Raw genomic sequence first — 20,227 nt, 5'->3', positions numbered from 1 at the left:
CGTGTCTCCTTCAGAAGCGGTAGAGCATGCCGGCATAGGCGGTCGTGCCGATGCCGGGCTCGTAGAGGGCGGGATTGCCGAGCGCGATGGGGGTGACGGAGGCGGAGCTGATGAAGCGGCTGTTCAGCAGGTTCCGCCCCTCGGCGAAGAGGCCAAGGCGCCCGTCCATCAGTTCCGCGCCGGCGCGCAGGCCGAGCAGCGTGTAGCTGTCCGTCCGGCGGGTATTGGCGTTGTCGACATAGAAGCCCTCGGGGACCCAATCCACATTCGGCGCGACCCACCAGCCCGAGGGGTGGCGGTAGCGCGCCTCGGCCCGCAGCACATGCGGCGGCACGCCGGGGAGCTGGTTGTTGCGGAAGATCGGATCATTGTCGAAGAAGAAGTCGCTGAAGGTGTAGGCGCCGCGCAGCGTCACGGAATCCTGCGTGGTGAAGAGGTTGCGCCCGGCCACGTAGCTCGCGGCCAGCTCGACGCCCTGGTGCACCGTCCTGTCCGCGTTTCGGGCGAAGCTGGTGCCCGGCTGCTGGCCGGCGAAGAGCTGGATCTCGTCCTTGAGCCAGCTGTAGTAGTAGGCGCCGTCGAAGCTGAAATCGCCCACCGTGCCGCGCGCGCCGATCTCGCCCGTGATGGCGCGCTGTGGCGCCAGCAGGCGGAAGCCGCCCAGCGGCACCAGCGCCACGAGGTCCGAGAGCGTCGGCGGCTCGGTGGACCAGGTGACGTTGGCATAGGCCTGGACATTGGGCGTGGCCTGCCAGAGCAGGCCGGCGCGGGGATTGATGAAATTCCAGTCCCCGCTGCCGCTGAGCGCGGCGTTCAACCGGTTCTCGCTGCGCCGCACCGCCTGGCCGCCGGAGAGGCCCGCGACCAGGGCGAGGTCGGGCAGGACGTAGAAGCTGTTCTCGACATAGGCGTCGGTGGTCGAGGCGGTGTCCCAGGAGGCGAAGGTCTGCGCGCCCCGCACGCCGCTCAAATTCACGAAGCGGCGGTTGTCGTTGGTGCCCCAGGCGGCGTTGACGCCCGCCACCAGCCGGTTGCGGAAGCCACCCAGCGAACCATCCCAGGTGATGCGGCCGAAGAGGTTGAAGTCATTGGTGTGGTTGTCGATGTACTGGAAGATCGGATGGTCGAGCTGGCGCTGGACGTAGCTGCCGCCGAGTTCCACCAGCGTCTCGGCATTCGGGCGGATGGCGGTGATGGTGCCGAGGCGATAGCTCTCGATGTTGCGCTGGTAGTTGAGCTGGACATTGGTGGGATTGGCCAGGCGCGGCGTCTGCGTGGCCGAATTGCGCGTGACCGTGCCCGGGATGTCCTGCTGGATGGCGTTATAGGTGAAGAAGACGCGCGTCTCGGCATTCTCGGCCCAGCGATAGGCGCCGTTGGAGTTCATCCGCCCCGCGCTGCCGGAGGAGTGATTCCGCCAGCCATCCTGGTTCAGCATGGTGCCCGAGACCCAGCCATCCCAGGCGCCGAAGACGCCGCCCATCTGGGTGTTGCCGCGGATGAAGCCCCGGCTGCCGCCCTCGAGCCGGAAGGTGACGCCCTGCCCTTCCTGTTGCCGCGCCGTGGGTGTGACGAAGTTGATGGCGCCACCGAGCGTATTGGCGCCGAGCGCGAAGCCATTGCCGCCCCGGAACACCTCGGCGCGGAGGAAGCTGGTGGGGTCCAGCTCCTGCAGGTCACCGCTGCCATCGGCCTGGTTGATCGGAATGCCGTCCTGGAAGACGCGCACGCCGCGCAGGTGGAAGTTGCGCGCGATGCCCGAGCCGCGGATGGAGAGGCGCGAATCCTCCCCCCATTTGGGCTGGGCGAAGACGCCGGGCGTGAACTCGAACATGTCCCGCATCGAGAGCACGCCTGGGCGGTCCTGGAACTCGGAGGCGGGGACGACGGTGTTGTTGCCCGGGCTCAGCCAGAGGCGCAGCCGCGCCTCGTTGTTGCTCTCGGAGGTCAGCGGCGGCGGGGCGGCGGTGACCACCGTGTCCGGGTGGGCGCGGATTTCGGTCTGCGCGAGGGCGGGAGAGGCGATCAAGGGCGCGCTGAGCAGCGCGCGACGCAAAAGCGACATGGATTGGGTTCCGGCACGGCATGAACGGGCGCGCCGCCCGGAGTGCCGGGCGGCGCGAGCGGGGTGTTCAGGTCGTGACGGGCGGGGCGCGGGTCGCGTAGGGCGGCGCCCGGGCGGGCGGGCGCAGCGTGCCGATGGGGGACGGGGCCCAGGCGATGCTGTCGCCCAGCCAGGCGGGGGTGGACACCAGCGGCGGCGCGGGCAGGTCCACCGCGGGCAAGCCATGGCAGGCCGGGCAGAAACCGCTTTCCGCGGCCGGCGCGTGGTCGGCCATGGGCTCGCCATTCGCATCCAGGCGGATGCTGCGCAGGCCATCGGCCGAGCAGATCTCGACGACGAGGCCATCGCCCGCGCCCATCCCGCGCAGGCAATGCGCCACCGCCACGCCCGACTGCAGGAGCAGCACGGCCGCGAGAAGACGGATCAGCAGGGAACGCAGGGTTGCCACGTCGGAGGGTTTAGTCCCGCCCCACGAAAGCCTCAAGCCGCCAGATCGTACTCGACCTCGGGCGTATAGACGGCCGCCTCCTTCCCCAGTTGGGAGGAGAAGAGGACGAAACGCTCCACCATCACCGGCTCGGTGCGGAACAGGTTATGCGCCTGGATGAAGCCCGCGAGCTTGGGCAGGGCCGCCCCCTCGGTCCGCGCCAGTGTCACATGCGGCGCGAAGCGCTTGCGCTCGGCCGGCAGGCCGGAGCGTTGCAAGGCGGTCTCGATCTTGGATTGCAGGTGGGCGAGGCCCGGCGTGCGCTCGGCCACCGCATGCAGGGATTGCACGCGGCCCGCCTTCTCGAAGGTGCCAAGCCCGGCGAGGCTCAGCGGAAAGGGCTTGGCGCGGATTCCGGCCAGCGCCAGGTCCAGTTCCTCAGCCAGATGGCCCGGCACCTCGCCGATGAAGCGCAGCGTCAGGTGGTAATTCTCCGGGCGAACCCAACGGACCCCCGGCAGGCCACCGGTGAGCGAAGCGAGGCGATCCTTCACTTCCGGCGGAAGCTCGAGAGCGACGAAGAGACGCATGGGCCAAGCCCCCTTCCCGGATTCGCCCACCTATCCTGCCGGGGAAGCCGCCACCCGGTCCAGCAGTTGTTCCGTGGCGGGCAGCATGTGGCTGACCATCAGGGCCACGCCACGCGGATTGGGATGGATGCCATCCGCCTGGTTCAGCGCGCGCTCTCCGGCCACGCCCTCCAGGAAGAAGGGCACGAAGATCACCTGCGGACGCTTCGCCGCGGCTTCCGTGAAGACGGCGTGGAAGGCGCGGCCGTAATCGGCGCCGAGATTGGGTGGCGCATGCATGCCGGCCAGGAGCGTCGGGATGCGGCGGGCCTCCAGGCGCGAGAGGATGCTTTCCAGCGCCTCGGCCATTCGGGCGGGCGGCAGGCCGCGCAGCCCGTCATTGCCGCCAAGTGCCACGATCGCCGCCTGGGGGCGGTCCGCCATGGCCCAGTCGAGCCGCGCCGCGCCGCCTGACATGGTATCGCCCGAGACGCCGCCATCCAGCACGCGCACCTGGCGCCCGCGCGCCACCAGCGCCGCCTGGAGCTGGGGCACGAAGCCCTCGCCGCGCGGCAGGCCGTAGCCCGCGGTCAGCGAGTCGCCCAGCGCCAGCAGCCGCACCGGCGCCACGGCTTGAGCGGAAGCGGCCGTGGCAAAAAGCAACAGGCCCTTTTGCAGCGCAGCGCGCCGCCCATATGCGATCCCCATGGACACTGCTCTGAATTCCCCTGTCACGCCCCTCATCTCGGCACGCGACCTCACCTTCGAAGTGGGGGGCTCGGCCGGCCGGGTCAACATCCTGAAGGGGGTGAGCCTCGAGATCGGCGAGGGCGAGGCGGTCGGCATCATCGGGCCCTCGGGCTCGGGCAAGACCTCGCTGCTCATGCTGCTGGCGGGGCTGGAGCGGGCCACGGGCGGGCATCTGACGGTTGCGGGGCGCGAACTGGGGCGTCTCGGCGAGGATGAGCTGGCCCGCTTCCGGCGCGAGGAGGTGGGCATCGTCTTCCAGTCCTTCCACCTCGTCCCCACCATGACGGCGCTGGAAAACGTCGCGATCCCGCTGGAATTCGCCGGCGACGAGCATGCCTTCACCCGCGCCGAGGCGGCGCTGAAGTCGGTCGGCCTCGGGCACCGGCTCAACCACTATCCCGGTCAGCTCTCGGGCGGCGAGCAGCAGCGCGTCGCCGTCGCCCGCGCCTTCGTCGCCCTGCCCCGCGTGATCCTGGCCGATGAGCCGACCGGCAACCTGGACCGCGCCACCGGCCTCGCGGTGATGGACCTCCTCTTCGACCTGCGCGCCAGATACGGCACGACGTTGATCCTCATCACGCATGACCCGGCGCTGGCCGCGCGCTGCGAGCGGCAGATCCGCATCGAGGACGGACGCATCACCGACGACACCGCCGCCCTGGCGCTCGCCGCCGAATGAGGAACCTCGCCCTCGGCCTGAAGCTCGCGCGCCGTGAGTTGCGCGGCGGCGTGAAGGGGCTGCGCATCGTGCTGGCCTGCCTCGCGCTCGGCGTCGCCGCCATCGCCGCCGTCGGCACGCTGCGGGCCGGCATCAATGCCGGGCTGCAGGCCGATGGCGCCCGAATCCTGGGCGGCGACCTCGAGATCCGCGCGGGCTACGAGCCCGCCGGCAGCGATGCGCTGGAGTGGGTGCGCGCGCGCGGCGGGGTGATCAGCGAGGTCGCGCTGCTGCGCGCCATGCTCATCGCCCCCAATGGCGAGCGCACGCTGGTGGAACTCAAGGCCGCCGATGGCCGCTACCCGCTATATGGCAGCCTCACGCTCGACCCGGCGCAGGCTCTGCAAGGCCTCATGCTGGTGGCCGAGCCCTCGGTGGCCGAGCGCCTCGGCCTCTCGCCCGGGGACGAGGTGCGCCTGGGCGAGGCGCGCCTGCGTTTCGCCGGCCGCATCACCGAGGAGCCGGACCGGGTGGCCACCCCCACCGTCTTCGGCCCGCGCGCCATCATCCCGCTGGACCAGCTCCCGGCGACCGGCCTCGCCCAGCCGGGCAGCATGATCACCCACGAATATCGCATCCGCCTGCCCGAGGGCGTCTCCGCCCGCGCCTTCGGCGAGGAACTGCGCGCCGCCTTCCCCGGCGCGCCCTGGCGCATCCGGCGCGCGGACCAGGCCGAGCCGGGGGTGAATCGCTTCCTCGACCGCGCCGCCTCCTTCCTCACGCTCGCCGGCCTCACCGCGCTGCTGGTGGGCGGCATCGGCGTCGCCACCGGCGTGCGCGCCTGGCTGGACGCGCGCAGCCGCACCATCGCGACGCTGCGCTGCATGGGAGCGCCGACGGCGGCGATCTTCTCGGCCTACCTGTTCCAGGTGCTGGCGCTGGCGGCGCTCGGCATCCTCATCGGCCTTGCCGTGGGCTGGGGCCTGACGGTTCTGGCTGCCTGGGCGCTGGGCGGCACCCTGCCCGTCCCGGCGCGGATCGGCCTCTACCCGGCGCCTTTGGCCCTCGCCGCGCTCTACGGTGTGCTGACGGCATTGACCTTCGCCCTCTGGCCGCTCGGCCGGGCCGGGCGCATCCCGGGGGCGGCGCTGTTCCGGGACGTGCTGGGCGCGGGCGGCTTCTGGCCGGGATGGGGTGTCGGCCTCGCCAATGCGCTCGCGGCGGCGGCGCTCGTCACGCTGGTCATCGCCACGGCCGAGCAGCGCTTCTTCGCCATCGCCTTCTGCGGCGGGGCGGCGGCGGCCATGCTGTTGTTCCGCCTCGGCGCCTGGGCCCTGATGGCGGGCGCACGGGCCCTCTCGGGCATCCGGCGCCCCGCCTGGCGACTCGGCCTCGCCAACCTGCACCGGCCGGGTGCGCCTACACCCATCATGCTGGTGGCGCTGGGCCTGGGGCTGACCACGCTCGCCGCCATCGCGCAGATCCAGGGCAACCTGGCCTCGGCCATCGGCAGCGAAATGCCGGCCCGCGCGCCCAATTTCTTCTTCATCGACATCCAGCCCGACCAAGTGGCCCGCTTCGACGCCCTGGCGCGGGAGACGCCCGGCGTGGACGAGGTGCGCCGCGTGCCCAGCCTGCGCGCCCGCATCTCCGCCGTGAACGGCGTGCCGGCCGAGCAGGTGCGCGCCACGCCCGAGACCGCCTGGGCGCTGCGCGGGGACCGCGGCCTGACCTATAGCGCGACGCCGCCGCCGGGCACGCGTGTCGTGGAAGGCACCTGGTGGGCCGCGGATTACGAGGGGCCGACACTGGTCTCCTTCGACGCCAACCTCGCGCGCGGCTGGGGGATCGGGCTGGGCGACACCATCACCGTCAACGTGCTGGGCCGCGACATTGACCTGAAGATCGCCAATCTGCGGAACGTCGAGTGGCGGTCGCTCGGCATGAACTTCACCCTCATCGCCTCGCCCGGCCTGCTCTCTTCGGCGCCGCATACCCATATCGCGACGGTGCGGGGCGACCCCGCGCAGGACCAGAGCCTGCTGCGCCGCATCACCGACGCGCTTCCCAATGTCTCGGGCATCCGGGTGCGGGAGGCGTTGGAACAGGTAGGCATCCTGCTCGGCCGCATCGGGACGGCACTGACGGCCGTGGGCTCCATCACGCTCCTGGCCGGCGCCCTGGTGCTGGCGGGCGCCGTCGCCGCCGGGCAGCAGCGCCGCATCCGCGAGGCGGTCCTCCTCAAGACGGTGGGCGCCACGCGCGGGCAGATCCTGCGGGCCTTCCTGGTCGAATTCGGCGTATTGGGCGGCTTCGCGGGCATCCTGGCCGCGCTCGCCGGCACGGCGGCGGCATGGGGCGTGGTGGTGGGCATCATGCGCCAGGAATGGGTCTTCCTGCCCGGCACCTTGGCGCTGACGGTGGCCGGGTGCATGCTGCTGGTGCTTGCCTTCGGCTATGCCGGCACGGCCATGGCGCTGCGGGTCCGCCCTGCGCCACTGCTGCGCAACGAATGATCAAGCGGGCCGGGACTTCCGAATTGCGTTGAATCTGATTACAGAAGTTCCATATGTTATCCATCCCGGGGCGGAGTCCCCGTATCTCGTCCCTCTGGAGGAACTGAACTCATGGCACTGCAACCCGAATCGCGCTGGACCCAGCCGCTGGGCGGCCAGCAGGGCTGGGGCCGCACCGCGGGCGTGGACGCCGCCGCGATCGACGCCGGTCTGCGCGCCTACATGCTCCGCGTCTACAACTGGATGGCCTCCGGCCTCCTGGTGACGGCGATCGTCGCCTATGCGGTGGCCAACACCGGCCTGTCGGAGCTGTTCTACACCGTCGTCCGCACGCCGCGTGGCCTCGCCACCGCGCCGACCATCCTCGGCTATGTCGCGATGTTCGCGCCGCTCGCCTTCATCCTGGTCCTCTCCTTCGGCATCAACCGGATGAGCAAGACGACCGCACAGGCCCTGTTCTGGACCTTCTGCGGCGTGATGGGCGCCAGCATGGCGAATATCTTCGTGATCTACACGGGCGCCTCCATCGCCAGCACCTTCTTCATCACCTCGGCCACCTTCGCCTCGATGAGCCTGATCGGCTACACGACGAAGCGCGACCTGACGAAGATGGGCAGCTTCATGCTGATGGGCCTGATCGGCATCATCCTCGCCTCGCTGGTCAACATCTTCCTGGCCTCCTCGGCGCTGGCCTTCGCCATCTCGGTGCTCGGCGTGATCATCTTCTGCGGTCTCACCGCCTATGACACGCAGCGCATCAAGAACGACTACATCGAGTACTCCTACGCCGAAGGCACGGAGGAGGCCGGCAAGCGCAGCGTGATGGACGCGCTGGGCCTCTACCTGAACTTCATCAACCTGTTCCAGCTGCTGCTCTCCTTCATGGGCAACCGCAACCAGGGCTGATCCGGCACAAAGCCGCAGCACGAGGAACCCGGCGGAGCGATCCGCCGGGTTTTTTCATGTTCAGTGCGAGGCAGCCCGGGAGAAGAGGCTGATCACCGCAACGATGAGGCCGATGCCATGGCCCGGCACCGCCAGGACGGGGGGCACCGGCAGCGTGACACCTTCGGATGGGCGCAGGGCCAAGCTGCCCGCAACCGCCGCCAGGATGGCGAACGGCAGGCAGAGCCGGTTCACCGCGCGCTCAATCCCGCGTGGAGGGCAGCACCTTGTAGCCGGCGCCCTCGATGGCCTGGGTCGCGCTGGCGCGGTCCAGCGCCGTCTCGGCGCTGACCAGCCCCTCCGCCAGGTCCACCTGCACGCGCGCATGCGCGTCCCGCGCCTGGATGGCCTTGGTCACCGTCTGCACGCAATGGCCGCAGCTCAGGCCACTCACCTTCATCTCAAGCACTGGCATCGACCTTCCCTTCCATGTGGTCGAGGATGGGGCATTCGGGCCGGGCATTGCCCTGGCAGGATTGCGCGAGGTGGCGCAGCGAATCCGCAACCGCCTTGAGCGAACGCGCTTTCTCCTCCAGCGCGTCAACATGGCCGAGCGCGATCTTCCGCACCTCGGCCGATTGGCGCCCGTCATTCTGCCAGAGCGCCAGCAGGCGCTTCACCTCGGACAGGGGGAACGCCAGATCCCGGGCGTGGCGGATGAAGCGCAGCACCGCCACGTTCTGCTCGGTGTAGCTCCGATAGTTGTTGGCACGCCGCAACGGCGTGATCAGCCCGAGCGTCTCGTAATGGCGGATCATTTTCGCGCTGACGCCGCTGGCCGCGGCCGCTTCGCCGATGTTCATGTGGTCTTCTCCCTTAGTTTTCCCGTCGGGCGCCACCGCGCCAGCAACATGGCATTTCCCAGCACCGAGACCGAGGAGGCCGCCATGGCCGCCCCCGCCAAGGCCGGTGACAATCCACCCAGGGCCGCGAGCGGCAGGCCCGCGGCGTTGTAGGCAAAGGCCCAGAACAGGTTCTGCCGGATCTTGCCGCGCGTGCGGCGCATCAGCTCGAGTGCCTGGGGCACCAGGGCGGGGTCGCCGCGCAACAGCGTGACGCCCGCGGCCGCCATGGCCGCATCGGTGCCCGTTCCCATGGCGATCCCGAGATCAGCCGCCGCCAGGGCCGGCGCGTCATTGACGCCGTCGCCCACCATCGCCACCCGCTCGCCCGCTGCGCGCCATGCGGCGATGCGGGCGGATTTGTCGGCCGGCAGCAACCCGGCCTCGACCTCGGCGAGACCAAGGCGCAGGGCGAGCGCGCCGGCCGCCGCCGGGCTGTCGCCCGAGAGCACGGTGACATCAAGGCCCATCGCCTGGAGCCCGGCCACCGCCTCCGCCGAGCGGGGCTTCACCTGGTCCTCGAAGGCCAGCAGCGCCAGGACGCGCCCTTCCTCCAGCAGCCAGGCGAGGGTACGGCCCTCGGCGGAGGCCGCCTCGGCCGCCGCGGCGAGCTTCGGGTCGGGCGTGGCGCCCGCCTCGGCCAGCATGCGGGGCGAGCCCAGGCTGAGGCGTCGGCCCGCCACCTCGCCCTGCACGCCGCGGCCGGGCAGCGCCCGGAAGCCCGTGACGCGCGCCGTGGCCGTGCCATGCGCCGTGAGGACGGCACGCGCCAGCGGGTGCTCGCTGCCCGCCTGCAAGGCGGCCGCGAGGCCCAAGGTGCCGGGCTCCATCTCATAGAGGCCTGCCAGCACCGGCCGGCCCTCGGTCAGCGTGCCGGTCTTGTCGAAGGCGACGCGGGTGATGCCGGCGGCGCGTTCGATCGCCTCGGCGTCGCGCACCAGGATGCCGGCGCGTGCGGCCGCCCCGGTGCCCGCCATGATGGCGGCGGGCGTCGCCAGCCCCAGCGCGCAGGGGCAGGCGATGACCAGCACCGCCACCGCATGCATGAGGGACGCCTCCAGCCCCGCGCCACTGATCCACCAGCCCGCGAAGGCCAGGAGAGCGATGCCGATCACCACCGGCACGAAGACGGCCGAGATGCGGTCCACCAGCTTCTGGATCGGCGCCCGGCTGGCCTGGGCGGCGGAGACGAGCGCCGCCACGCGCGCCAGCACCGTCTCCTCGCCAATCGCCGTGACCCGCATGACGAGGCGGCCATCCAGCACCACCGTTCCGGTGGAGAGCGTGGAGCCAGGCGCCTTGGCCACGGCCTGACTCTCGCCGGTGAGCGCGCTTTCATCCAGGCCGGCTTCGCCCTCCGCCACCACGCCATCGGCGGGCACGCGCTCGCCCGGGCGGATGACGACGAGGTCGTCCAGCTTCAGCAACGCGGCCGGAACCTCCCGCTCCTGCCCCGCCTCCAGGCGCATCGCGGTGCGGGGCTTGAGGTCGAGCAGCGCGCGGATGGCGCCGGCCGTCGCCTGCTTGGCCCGGGCTTCGAGGTGCTTGCCCAGCAGCACGAAGAAGATGACGAGGGCCGAGCCCTCGAAATAGAGGTGGTGATGCCCGCCCAGCAGCTGCCAGACGGAGAGCGCATAGGCGGCGCTGGTACCGAGCGCCACCAGCAGGTCCATGTTGCCGGTGCGTGCCCGCAGCGCGCCCAGCGCGCCGCGATAGAAGCGGGCGCCCAGCACCAATTGCAGCGGTGTCGCGAAGGCGAGCTGCCACCAGCCACCCGGCATCCAGTCCCGGCCCAGACCCATCCCCAGCATGCCGACCAGGAAGGGGGTGGCCAGCAGCGCGGCAAGGGCGAGTTCCACGGTGCCGCGGGGGAAGCGCGCATCGGTGCTGTGCGCGGCAATGCCGTAGCCGGCGCGATCCAGCGCGGCCTCCAGCGAATCGGCGGGCGTACCGGCCAGGACCTGCAGGGTCGCGCGCTCGCTGGCCAGGTTCACGGCCGCCGCCAGCACGCCGGGCACGGCCAGCAGCGCGCGCTCCACCCGGCCGGCGCAGGAGGCGCAGCTCATCCCCGTCACCTGCAGCTCCACCACCTGCTCGCGCAGGCCGTAGCCCGCGCCGCGCAGGGCGGCGTCCAGGGCGGGAAGCGGCGCGGTCCCCAGCACCTCGGCCGACTCGGTCGCGAGGTTCACCTGCACCCCGGCCACGCCCGGCACCGCTTCCAGCGCGTGGGTGACGCGGCCGGTGCAGGAGGCGCAACTCATGCCCGCGATGGGCAGGGTGAGGCGCGGGAGGGGGGTATGGCGGTCCATCATGACTCCGAGGTGGCGATTGCCATCGTGGCAGGGTCAAGTGGGGAAGACCTTGCGCTGGCGCAAACCGGTGGGCACATCGCGATGCATGCGCATCGCCGTCATCCCCCTCGCATCCATCCTGGCGCTGGCCGTCCTCACGCCCAGCCTCGCACAAAACGCCGCCGAGCCCTCCGGGTTCCGGGTGGTGAACAGGACGGGCGCCGACGCCACGGCGCTCTATGCCGTCCGCAGCCCGCGGGGCGGCCAGGGCGACTGGGGCGGCAACCTGCTGCGCCCCGACCGGCCGCTGACCGAGGGGGGGGGCTTCCGCGTGAACCCGGCCGCCGATGCCGGCTGCCGCTTCGACCTGCGCCTCGTGCTCGGCGACGGGCGCGAAGCTGTCCTGCGCGACCAGGACATCTGCGTGAACCGCAACATCGACCTCGCGCGGGCGGCCCGACCCGCGGCGCCCGCCCCTGCCCGCCCCCAGCCGATGGCAGCCCCCGCGAGCCGCGAGACGCCGCTCGCCCAGCCCAATCCGCAGGCGCGCCAGGTCTCGACCGGGACCGGCTTCCTGATCGCCAATGAGCGCGTGATGACGAACCACCACGTCATCGACAATTGCAACCGCGTCCTGCTCCGCACGCCCTCGGGCCACTGGCTGGCCGCCGCACCGCCCGCGCGGATGGACGCGCAGCTCGACGTGGCGGTGCTCAACGTGCCGGGGCTGGTGGGCCCGGCGCTGGCCTTCCGCAGCGCGCCCGCCGTGCGGCGCGGCGAGGGCGTGGTGGCCTATGGCTTCCCGCTGGCCGGGCTTCTCAGCTCCGACCCCAAGCTCACGCGGGGCGAGGTGAATGGGCTGCGCGGCCTGGGCGACAACCCGAACCAGTACCAGATCAGTGCTGAGGTGCAGCCCGGCAATTCGGGCGGCCCGCTGGTGGACATGCAGGGCCATGTGGTGGGTGTCGTCGTCTCCAAGCTCAACGCCCAGGCCGTCAGCCGCCGCACGGGCGACATCGCGCAGAACGTGAATTTCGCGATCCAGGGCCAGGCGGCGCTGGCCTTCGCGCGGCGCGCCGGCGTGGAGCCGCGCCTGGCCGAGAGCGCGGGGCCGGACCGTTCCACGGCCGATGTGGGCGAGATCGCGCATCGCAGCACGCTCTTCATCCGCTGCGAGAAATAGGGCCCCCTCGCGGAGTCCGGCGGGCTTGGCTAGTGTCTGCATGACCCTGAGGGAGTGTTCCGCATGCAACGCCGCGTCCTGCTCGCCGCCCCTGCCCTGGCCGCGCCGCTGATCCCCGTCCAGGGTCAGGCGCAGGCGCCGCGCATCATCACCGAGGAGTTCATGGTGCCGGCGGGCGATGCCGGCATAGAGCTCTTCGTCCGGAACAAGCGCCCCGAGAGCATGACGAGCTTCTCGCCCGGCCGGACGCTGATCATGGTGCATGGCGCGACCTATCCCGCGCACACCGCCTTCGACCTGCCGCTCGGCGGCCTCTCCTGGATGGACTACATCGCGGGCCGGGGCTTCGACGTCTGGTGCATGGACATTCGCGGCTATGGCCGCAGCACCCGCCCGCCCGAGATGTCCCAGCCGCCCGAGGCCAATCCGCCGCTGGTGCGCGGCACGACGGCGGTGGCCGACATCATGAGCGTCTCCGCCTTCGTGCGCGGCCGCCGCTCCATCCCGAAATGCGTGCATCTCGGCTATTCCTGGGGTACCGCCCTCATGGGGCGCTTCGCCGCCGACAATCCCGCCGTGGTGGAGCGCCTCGTGCTCTACGCGCCGATCTGGAACCGGCAGACGCCCTCCCTCGTGGACCAGGGCGGGACCATCGGCGCCTATCGCTTCGTCACGCAGGAGCAGGCCCGCGCGCGGCGCGGCGCCGGCGTGCCGGAGGCGCATCGCGCCAGCCTCGTGCCGCCGGGCTGGTTCGAGCATTGGGCCGGCGTCACCTGGGCGACCGACCCCGAGGGGCTGCGCCGCAACCCGCCGGCGCTGCGCGCGCCCAATGGCGTCGTCGCCGATGGCCGCGAATACTGGTCCGCCGGGCGCCCCTATTACGACCCCGCGAAGATCACCGCGCCCACCCTGCTCGTCCTTGGCGAGTGGGACCAGGACACGCCGCCCTACATGGCGCAGACCCTGTTCCCGCTGCTCACCGCCTCGCCCGGCAAGCGCCTCGTCCTGCTGGGCGAAGGCACGCATGGCATGTGGATGGAGCGCAACCGGGGTGCCCTGTTCCAGGCCGTTCAGGTCTTTCTTGAGGAAGCCGCAGCGTGAGCTCTTTTCCGTCCAATCCCACCATCTGCTTCGCCCATGTGGCCTATCGCTGCGCTGACCGCTTCGTCGCGCGCGGCGCGCCCTATCCGCATTTCGAGGTGCGCAGCCTGGACGAGCTCCAGGCCCGCATCCCCGAGGCCGATGTGCTGGTGGTCAGCGGCTTCTGGCGCAACACGCTGCCCGCGCTCACCAAGCGGCTGAAGTTCGTGCAGTCGCTCTCCGCCGGGACGGACCAGTATGACCGGCCGACCTTCAAGGAGCACGGCATCGCGCTCGCCTCCGCCGCGGGCGGCAATGCGGCGGCCGTCAGCGAGCATGCGGTGAGCCTCATGCTCGGCATCACGCGCAAGCTCTTCATCGCGCGGGACGACCAGCACAAGAAATTCTGGTCCGGCATGAAGGGCGATTTCACGCAGCGCGAGGATGAGCTGAACGGCAAGACGGCCGTGGTCATCGGGATGGGCGCGATCGGCAAGCGGGTGATCCGCGTGCTCAAGGCGCTGGACATGACCGTGATCGGCGTGCGTGCCAATCCCGCCTCGGGTGCGGAGGGCGCCGATGAGGTGCATGCCACATCGGCGCTGCCACAGATCCTGCCGCGCGCGGATTTCGTGGTGCTGGTCTGCCCGCTGACGGCGGAGACGACGGGGCTGATCAATGGCGCCGCGCTCGCCGCCATGAAGCCCACGGCCTATCTGATCAACTGCGCGCGCGGGAAGGTGGCCGATGAGGAGGCGCTGATCGAGGCTCTTCGGAACCGCACCATCCGCGGCGCCGGCCTCGACGTGATGGCGACGGAGCCGCTGCCGCCGGAGAGCCCGCTCTGGACGCTGCCAAATGCCTTCCTCACGCCGCACACGGCAGGCGAGACCTGCGCCTATGAAGACAATGTGCTCGACCTGATGATGGAGAACATCCAGCGCCTCCAGGCCGGCCGCAGCGACCTGGTGAACCGGGTCGTCTGAATGATCGTCCTCTCCCCCCGCTGGCTCTGGTGCGCCGAGACCGGATTGCGGGAGGGGGCGCATCTGATCATCCAGGGCGACCGCATCGCCGATGTCGTGAGCGAACGTCCTTCCCTCGATGCCGAGCGCATCGAGGTGCCGGATGGCTTGCTCACGCCCGGGCTGATCAACCTGCACAACCACGCCTTTTCGGCCCCGCTGTTCCGGGGCCTCGCTGATGATATCCAGCCGGGCGACCTGCCCGGGCATATCCTGTTTTCGCTGCTGATGCCGCTCGGCGACCTCGTCTCCGAGATCATGTCGGCCGACGCGATCGGCGATGCGGTGGAGATGGCGCTGCTGGAATGCCTGATGACGGGCACGACGGCGATGCTCGACATCTGGCGGCCGCAGCAGCACCAGTTCGTGCCGCGCGCGACGGGCCTCGGGCTGCGCACCTGGTCCTGCCCCTACCTGTTCACCCAGCCCAACCTCGCCATGGACGAGGCTGGCCAGCCGGTCTGGCGCGGCGCCGATGCGAGCGAAGCGAGCTTCGATTTCGTCATGCGCCTGCATGCCGAACGGCACCAGGGGCCGGACGGGCTCGCTTCCATCGGTTTCGGGCCGCATGGGCCGGACAGCAACTCGCCCGCGCTGTTGCGGCGCATTGACGCGGCGGCGCGGGAGCTGGGCGCCATCGTCTCCATCCATTGCGCGCAGAACCCGATGGAGGTCGCGGCCGTCCAGGCCGCGCATGGCAAGGGGAGCGTGGCGCATATCGCCGATTGCGGCCTGCTGCGGCCGGGCGTGATCCTGGGCCATGCGATGTTCGCGACGGATGAGGAGATCGAGATGGTGCGGGATGCGGGGGCGACCATCGCCTCCTGCCCGCTCGGCTTCGCGCGCTCGGGGCGCGGCGTGCCGCTGGCGCGCTTCCTGCAATCGGGCGTGCGGCTCGGCATCGGCACGGATGGCGTGACACTCGACATGGTGGATGAGCTGCGCGCCGCCGCCGTGCTGGCCAAGACGCAATCGGGCATCGCGGGCCTGGGCAGCGCGGAGCGGCTGCTGACGGCGGCCACGCGCGATGCAGCGGATGCCTTGCGTCGGCCGGATCTCGGGCGCCTCACGCCGGGCTCGCGGGCGGATGTCGTGATCTTCGACCTCTCCCGCCCGCGCTACCAACCGGTCTGGAATCCGTTGCGCGCGCTGCTGACCAATGGCCAGGGGAGCGACGCGGATACGGTCATCACCGCCGGCGTGCCGCGCGTGCGGGGCCGGCAGTTCCTGCGCGGCGATGCGGCGGCCATCGTCCAGCGCGGACGTGCCGCCATCGAGGCGGTGTGGGCGGAAGCCGCGCGGCGGGGCGCCATCCCGGCCAGGCTCGCGGCGCAGCGCGATGGGGTTCGAGTTCCGGGGGCACGAGTGCATTGAGCATGACGACAGACCAGACCATTGCCGCCATCCGCGCCCATGCCGGCTACCGGAAGGCCTGCGAGGTGATGCGCGCCGAGCATGAGCGCACCGTCGCCGACATCATCACCCTCACCGAAATCCCCGCCCCACCCTTCGCCGAGGAGAAGCGCGCGAGCGCCTATCTCGACATGCTGCGCGCCCACGGCCTGGAGGAATGCACGCAGGACGAGGTGGGCAATGTGATGGGCCTGCGCCGTGGCTTCGGCAATGGCGACATCCTGGTCGTCGCCGCCCATCTCGACACCGTCTTTCCCGCCGGCACCGATGTGCGCGTGCGGCGCGAGGGCACGAAGCTCTTCGCGCCGGGCGTGGGCGACGACACGCGCAGCCTGGCCGTGAACCTCGCCTTCCTGCGCGCCATGGATGCGGCGGGGCTGCGCACGCGGCATGACATCCTCTTTGTCGGCGATGTGGGCGAGGAGGGCCTCGGCGACCTGCGCGGCATCCGGCACCTGTTTGCCCATCACCCGAAGCGCGAGCGCATCCGTGCCTTCCTGACGGTGGACAGCCCCGATGTGGACCGCATCGTCACGGGCGGCATCGGCTCGCGCCGCTACCGCGTCACCTTCCGCGGGCCTGGCGGGCACAGCTACGCCGCCTTCGGCATGGTCAACCCGATGTATGCCATGGCCGATGCCGCCCGTGCGCTCGCCGCCATCCAGGTTCCGCGCGAGCCGGTGACGACGCATTGCGTGAGCGTGGTCTCGGGCGGCACCTCGATCAACGCCATCCCCGAGACGGTGACGATGGAGGTGGACCTCCGCTCCGCCAGCGCGGAGCAGCTGGCACGCCTGGAGGAGCAGTTCCTGGCCGGCGTGCAGGCCGCCGTCGCCGCTGAGAACGCCGCGCGCCAGGGTGAGATCACGGTCGAACTCGTGCCCGTGGGCGACCGTCCGGCCGGGCATACGCCCAATGGCTCGCCCGTCGCGCGCCTGGCTTCGGCCGCCGTCGCGGCCGAGGGCTATGCGCCGAGTTTCGAATGGTCCTCCACCGACGCCAACATCCCGATGAGCCTGGGCATCCCCGCCTTGCGCATCGGTTCGGGCGGTACGGGCGGGCGGGCGCATTCGCTGGAGGAATGGATCGACGTGGAGATCGAGGCCTCGCTGCGCGGGATGCGCGCGAGCCTCGCCACCATCCTCGCGATCGCAGAGATGGAGATGGCGGAATAACCGCCACCCGGGAGGAACACATGACCCTGCAACGCCGAAGCCTTCTCGCCGCGAGCCTCGCGGCCCCTGCCCTCACTCCCTCGCTTGCCGGGGCACAGATCGAATGGCGGCCGACGCGCCCCATCACCTTCATCCTGCCCTTCGCGGCCGGCTCGGGCACGGATGCCGTGGCGCGCGTGCTGGCGCAGATGCTGGGGGCCGAACTCGGCGTGAGCATCACGGTGGACAACCGCGCAGGTGCCAATGGCACCATCGCGGCGGCGGCGGCGATGCGCGCCGCACCCGATGGCCACACGCTCTTCGTCACCACCAACACGACGCATGGCGCCAATTCCTGGCTGCTGAAGCGGCTGGACTATGACCCCATCGCGGATTTCACGCCCATCTCGCGGCTCGGCCAATACGTCTTCTGGCTGACGGTCGGCGCCGATGTTCCGGCGCGCAACTTCCAGGAGTTCATCGCCCTCGCCCGCGCCCGGCCCGGCCAGATCAGCTACGCTTCGGGCAACGGCACCGGCATCGTGGCCGGGGCGACCATCGCGCGCCTCGCGGGCGTCGAGATGCTGCATGTGCCCTACCGCTCCACGCCGCCCGCGCTGACCGATGTGCTGGCGGGCCGCGTCACCTCCATCGTGGTGGACCTGACACCCACGCTCGGCCATGTGCGCGACGGGCGGCTGCGCGCGCTGGGCCAGACCAACAAGCGCCGCTCCGCCCTGATCCCCGACGTCCCGACGCTGGACGAAGTGGGGCTGACCGGCTTCGACCTGCAGAGCTTCGCCGCCCTCTTCGGCCCGGCGCGCCTGCCGCCTGAGGTGGTGGCGACCATCTCGGCGGCCATGCAGCGCATCGGCGCGCGCCCGGAATACCGCACCCGCATGGCGGAACTCGGCTTTGATGGCTTCACCTCCACGCCGGAGGAGTTGAACCGCTTCGTCGTCGAGCAGATCGCCGCCTGGGGCGAGATGATCCGCGGCGCCGGGATCGAACCGGAATAGGATGCCGCGCCGGCGCCGCAAGACCGGCCTGCTGGGCCGCCTGCTGCTGGGGCTTCTGCTCCTGCTCCTGGCGGTGCCCGCTGGCCTCTTCGGCGCGGTCTGGTGGACCTTGCCGCCCGATGCGGCGGAGTTGCGCGTCGAGGCGCTCTCCGCCCCCACACGCATCACGCTGGACCAGAACGGCATCCCGCGCATCCAGGCGGCGAGCGAGCGCGATGCGGCCGTCGCCATGGGCTACCTCCATGCGCGGGACCGCCTCTTCCAGATGGAGATGATGCGGCGCGGCGCCGAAGGGCGCCTGGCCGAGGTCGCGGGTAGCGCCATGCTGCGGCTCGACCGCTTCAGCCGCACCTTGGGGCTGAAGCAGGCGGCCGAGGCCGATTTCGCGGCGCTCGATGCCGAGACGCGCGGGCTGCTCGAAGCCTATGCGGCGGGTGTGAACGCCTGGATCACGGAGCGCGGGCGCTTCGCGGCGCCGGAATTCCTCGCCCTCGGCCCGCCCGAGCCCTGGCAGCCGCAACACTCCCTGCTCTGGGCCAAGGTGATGGGCCTCTGGCTCTCGGGCAATTGGCGGGCCGAGCTGGAGCGCGCACGCCTCGCCACCCGCCTCTCGCCCGAACGCCTCTGGGAGCTCTGGCCCTCCGATCGCAGCGCGGGCCGCCCCGATGTGGCGGCGCTGGCGGGCATGGAGCGCATCCTGGCGGCGATCCCGGCCTTCGGGCAGGACGCCCCCCTGCCCGCCTCCGCCTCCAACGCCTGGGCGGTGGCCGGCGCGCGCAGCGCCTCGGGCGCGCCGCTCCTCGCCTCCGATCCGCATCTGGGCTACGGCGCGCCCATCCTCTGGTATCTGGCGCGGATCGAGCTGGCCGATGGGCGCATCCTCTCGGGTGCCACGGCGCCCGGCACGCCGCTCATCATCATCGGCCGCAATGCCGAGCTCGCCTGGGGCTTCACCACCACCCATTCCGACACGCAGGACGTCTTCCTGGAGACCCCGGCCGATATCCGCCGCACCCGCACGGAGACCATCCGCGTGCGCGGCGGAGAGCCCGTGACGCTCGTGGTGCGGGAGACGGCCAATGGCCCGGTCATCTCGGACCTGGACGAGACGCCGCGGCTGGATGGCCGGCTGCTGAGCGTCCGCATGGCCAATCTGGAGCCGGGCGACAGCTCGGCGCAGGGCTTCCTCATGCTCAACCGCGCGCGGAACATCGCCGAGGCGCGGGCGGCGGCCGCACTCATCGCCTCGCCGCCGCAGAACCTGATGGTGGCGGACCGCGCGGGCGGCATCGCCATGTACCTCACCGGCCGCACGCCGATCCGCGCCAGCGGCGATGGCAGCCTGCCCGTGCCAGGGAGCGAGCAGTGGCGCGGCTTCGTGCCCTTCGATGAATTGCCGCATGTGGAGAACCCCGAGAGCGGCGTGCTGGTGAACGCGAACAACCGCGTGAGCCCGGAAGGGCACCCCGTGCATCTCTCGCGCGAATGGTATGGCGATTGGCGCTTCCGCCGGATCCATGAGCGCCTCGCGGCCGATCCGGTGAAGGGCCCGGCCGAATTCGCCGCGATCCAGATGGACACGCTCTCGCTCCTCGCGCGGGAGAGCCTGCCCTTCCTGAACTCGCTGCCGCGCGGCACGGGCCCGCTCGGCCAGGCGCAGGCGCTGCTGGCGGATTGGGAGGGCGAGATGGCGCCGGGCCTGCCGCAGCCGCTCATCTGGAACGCCTTCGCGCGGCGCATGCCCGCCCTCGCCCTGCGACAGGCCCGCGTGCCCGAGGCGCGCGGCACGCCGGAATTCCTGCGCTTCCTGCTGACCGCGCCCGAGGCCGGCTGGTGGTGCGGGGGCGATTGCCGCGCCATGGCGGCCCTGGCGCTGGCGGAAGCCGTGGCCGAGCTCGGTGCCGCCTTCGGTCCGGACCCCGCGCAATGGCGCTGGGGCCAGGCGCATCAGGCGCGCTTTGAACACCCTCTGCTCCGGTTCGTGCCCGGCGTGAACGGCCTCATCGGCCTCGGCGTGCCGGTGGGCGGCGATGGCGAGACGGTGCAGCGCCAATCCATCCGCGCCGGCGGCGCCGAGCCCTATCAGGCCATGCACGGCGCCGGGCTGCGCTTCGTGGCCGATCTCGGCGCGCCGGACGCCAGCTTCGCGATCATCGCCACCGGCCAGTCCGGCCACCCGCTCTCCCGTCATTGGGGCGATCTGCTGGAGACCTGGCGCGCGGGCGGCATGCTGCGCCTGGGCCGAGAGGCCGCGCTGGTCACCGCCACCATCCGTCTCTCGCCGTAGGTC

General features: G+C 71.3%; 18 protein-coding genes. 10 read left to right on the top strand and 8 right to left on the bottom strand.

The features are described from left to right. Positions 1–10: 10 nt before the first annotated feature. The 4 genes from ACQ860_RS02155 to ACQ860_RS02140 all read right to left on the bottom strand — a co-directional run bounded on the left by ACQ860_RS02155 (position 11) and on the right by ACQ860_RS02140 (position 3,724). Positions 11–2,065, bottom strand: coding sequence for a TonB-dependent receptor family protein (locus ACQ860_RS02155; RefSeq protein WP_431301767.1), 2,055 nt, complete (start codon positions 2,063–2,065; stop codon positions 11–13). Positions 2,066–2,132: 67 nt separating this feature from the next. Continuing rightward, entirely contained in the window at positions 2,133–2,513 is a 381-nt protein-coding gene (locus tag ACQ860_RS02150; protein ID WP_431301766.1) for a DUF2946 family protein, read from the bottom strand. Between the two features lie 32 nt (positions 2,514–2,545). Continuing rightward, positions 2,546–3,082: an RNA 2',3'-cyclic phosphodiesterase gene (gene thpR / locus ACQ860_RS02145; RefSeq protein WP_431301765.1), complete on the bottom strand. Its 537-nt coding sequence runs from the start codon at positions 3,080–3,082 to the stop codon at positions 2,546–2,548. A gap of 30 nt (positions 3,083–3,112) precedes the next feature. Beyond that, positions 3,113–3,724 carry an arylesterase gene (locus tag ACQ860_RS02140; RefSeq protein WP_431301764.1) on the bottom strand — a complete coding sequence of 204 codons (612 nt, stop codon included), beginning with the start codon at positions 3,722–3,724 and terminating at the stop codon, positions 3,113–3,115. Between the two features lie 43 nt (positions 3,725–3,767). Here ACQ860_RS02140 and ACQ860_RS02135 point away from each other — a divergent pair, with 43 nt between their 5' ends. From ACQ860_RS02135 to ACQ860_RS02125, 3 genes are all read left to right on the top strand, one after another. After that, complete coding sequence (locus ACQ860_RS02135; protein ID WP_431301763.1) at positions 3,768–4,490, top strand: ABC transporter ATP-binding protein; 723 nt, start codon at positions 3,768–3,770, stop codon at positions 4,488–4,490. After that, positions 4,487–6,985: an ABC transporter permease gene (locus ACQ860_RS02130; RefSeq protein ID WP_431301762.1), complete on the top strand. Its 2,499-nt coding sequence runs from the start codon at positions 4,487–4,489 to the stop codon at positions 6,983–6,985. The genes ACQ860_RS02135 and ACQ860_RS02130 overlap by 4 nt, the downstream gene beginning before the upstream one ends. Before the next feature lie 111 nt (positions 6,986–7,096). Beyond that, a complete protein-coding gene (locus ACQ860_RS02125) occupies positions 7,097–7,891 on the top strand; it encodes a Bax inhibitor-1/YccA family protein (protein ID WP_431301761.1) in 795 nt (264 codons plus the stop codon). Between the two features lie 60 nt (positions 7,892–7,951). Here the strand turns inward: ACQ860_RS02125 and ACQ860_RS02120 are convergent, their stop codons facing one another. Genes ACQ860_RS02120 through ACQ860_RS02105 form a run of 4 tightly spaced genes read right to left on the bottom strand, consistent with a single transcriptional unit; the run spans position 7,952 to position 11,084 of the window. Then, the gene (locus ACQ860_RS02120) at positions 7,952–8,125 is read right to left on the bottom strand and encodes a hypothetical protein (protein ID WP_431301760.1); all 174 of its coding nucleotides are present in this window, start codon (positions 8,123–8,125) and stop codon (positions 7,952–7,954) included. A gap of 7 nt (positions 8,126–8,132) precedes the next feature. Then, positions 8,133–8,324: a heavy-metal-associated domain-containing protein gene (locus ACQ860_RS02115; protein WP_431301759.1), complete on the bottom strand. Its 192-nt coding sequence runs from the start codon at positions 8,322–8,324 to the stop codon at positions 8,133–8,135. A 7-nt stretch (positions 8,325–8,331) separates the two neighbouring features. Further along, positions 8,332–8,733, bottom strand: a complete 402-nt coding sequence (locus tag ACQ860_RS02110; RefSeq protein ID WP_431301758.1) for a MerR family transcriptional regulator — start codon at positions 8,731–8,733, stop codon at positions 8,332–8,334. Then, complete coding sequence (locus ACQ860_RS02105) at positions 8,730–11,084, bottom strand: heavy metal translocating P-type ATPase (RefSeq protein WP_431301757.1); 2,355 nt, start codon at positions 11,082–11,084, stop codon at positions 8,730–8,732. The genes ACQ860_RS02110 and ACQ860_RS02105 overlap by 4 nt, the downstream gene beginning before the upstream one ends. Positions 11,085–11,169: 85 nt before the next feature. Between ACQ860_RS02105 and ACQ860_RS02100 the strand changes: the two genes are divergently transcribed. From ACQ860_RS02100 to ACQ860_RS02070, 7 genes are all read left to right on the top strand, one after another. After that, positions 11,170–12,246 carry a trypsin-like peptidase domain-containing protein gene (locus ACQ860_RS02100; protein ID WP_431301756.1) on the top strand — a complete coding sequence of 359 codons (1,077 nt, stop codon included), beginning with the start codon at positions 11,170–11,172 and terminating at the stop codon, positions 12,244–12,246. A gap of 63 nt (positions 12,247–12,309) precedes the next feature. Then, a complete protein-coding gene (locus ACQ860_RS02095) occupies positions 12,310–13,347 on the top strand; it encodes an alpha/beta hydrolase (RefSeq protein WP_431301755.1) in 1,038 nt (345 codons plus the stop codon). Further along, positions 13,344–14,312 carry a D-2-hydroxyacid dehydrogenase gene (locus tag ACQ860_RS02090; RefSeq protein WP_431301754.1) on the top strand — a complete coding sequence of 323 codons (969 nt, stop codon included), beginning with the start codon at positions 13,344–13,346 and terminating at the stop codon, positions 14,310–14,312. Before ACQ860_RS02095 ends, ACQ860_RS02090 begins: the two co-directional genes overlap by 4 nt. After that, positions 14,313–15,725, top strand: coding sequence for an amidohydrolase family protein (locus tag ACQ860_RS02085; protein WP_431301753.1), 1,413 nt, complete (start codon positions 14,313–14,315; stop codon positions 15,723–15,725). It abuts the gene before it with no gap. Between the two features lie 2 nt (positions 15,726–15,727). Continuing rightward, entirely contained in the window at positions 15,728–16,939 is a 1,212-nt protein-coding gene (locus ACQ860_RS02080) for a M20/M25/M40 family metallo-hydrolase (RefSeq protein ID WP_431301752.1), read from the top strand. A gap of 20 nt (positions 16,940–16,959) precedes the next feature. Beyond that, positions 16,960–17,937, top strand: a complete 978-nt coding sequence (locus ACQ860_RS02075; RefSeq protein ID WP_431301751.1) for a Bug family tripartite tricarboxylate transporter substrate binding protein — start codon at positions 16,960–16,962, stop codon at positions 17,935–17,937. A 1-nt stretch (position 17,938) separates the two neighbouring features. Continuing rightward, positions 17,939–20,224 (top strand): penicillin acylase family protein, encoded by a 2,286-nt coding sequence (locus tag ACQ860_RS02070; protein ID WP_431301750.1) that lies wholly within the window; start codon positions 17,939–17,941, stop codon positions 20,222–20,224. The last annotated feature ends 3 nt before the right edge of the window (positions 20,225–20,227 follow it).

This window comes from Sediminicoccus sp. BL-A-41-H5 (genome assembly GCF_050632405.1).
In the GTDB taxonomy this organism is placed as follows: domain Bacteria; phylum Pseudomonadota; class Alphaproteobacteria; order Acetobacterales; family Acetobacteraceae; genus Roseococcus.
Note: the sequence above shows the minus strand (reverse complement) of the source record. Positions and strands in the feature narration are given on the sequence as shown.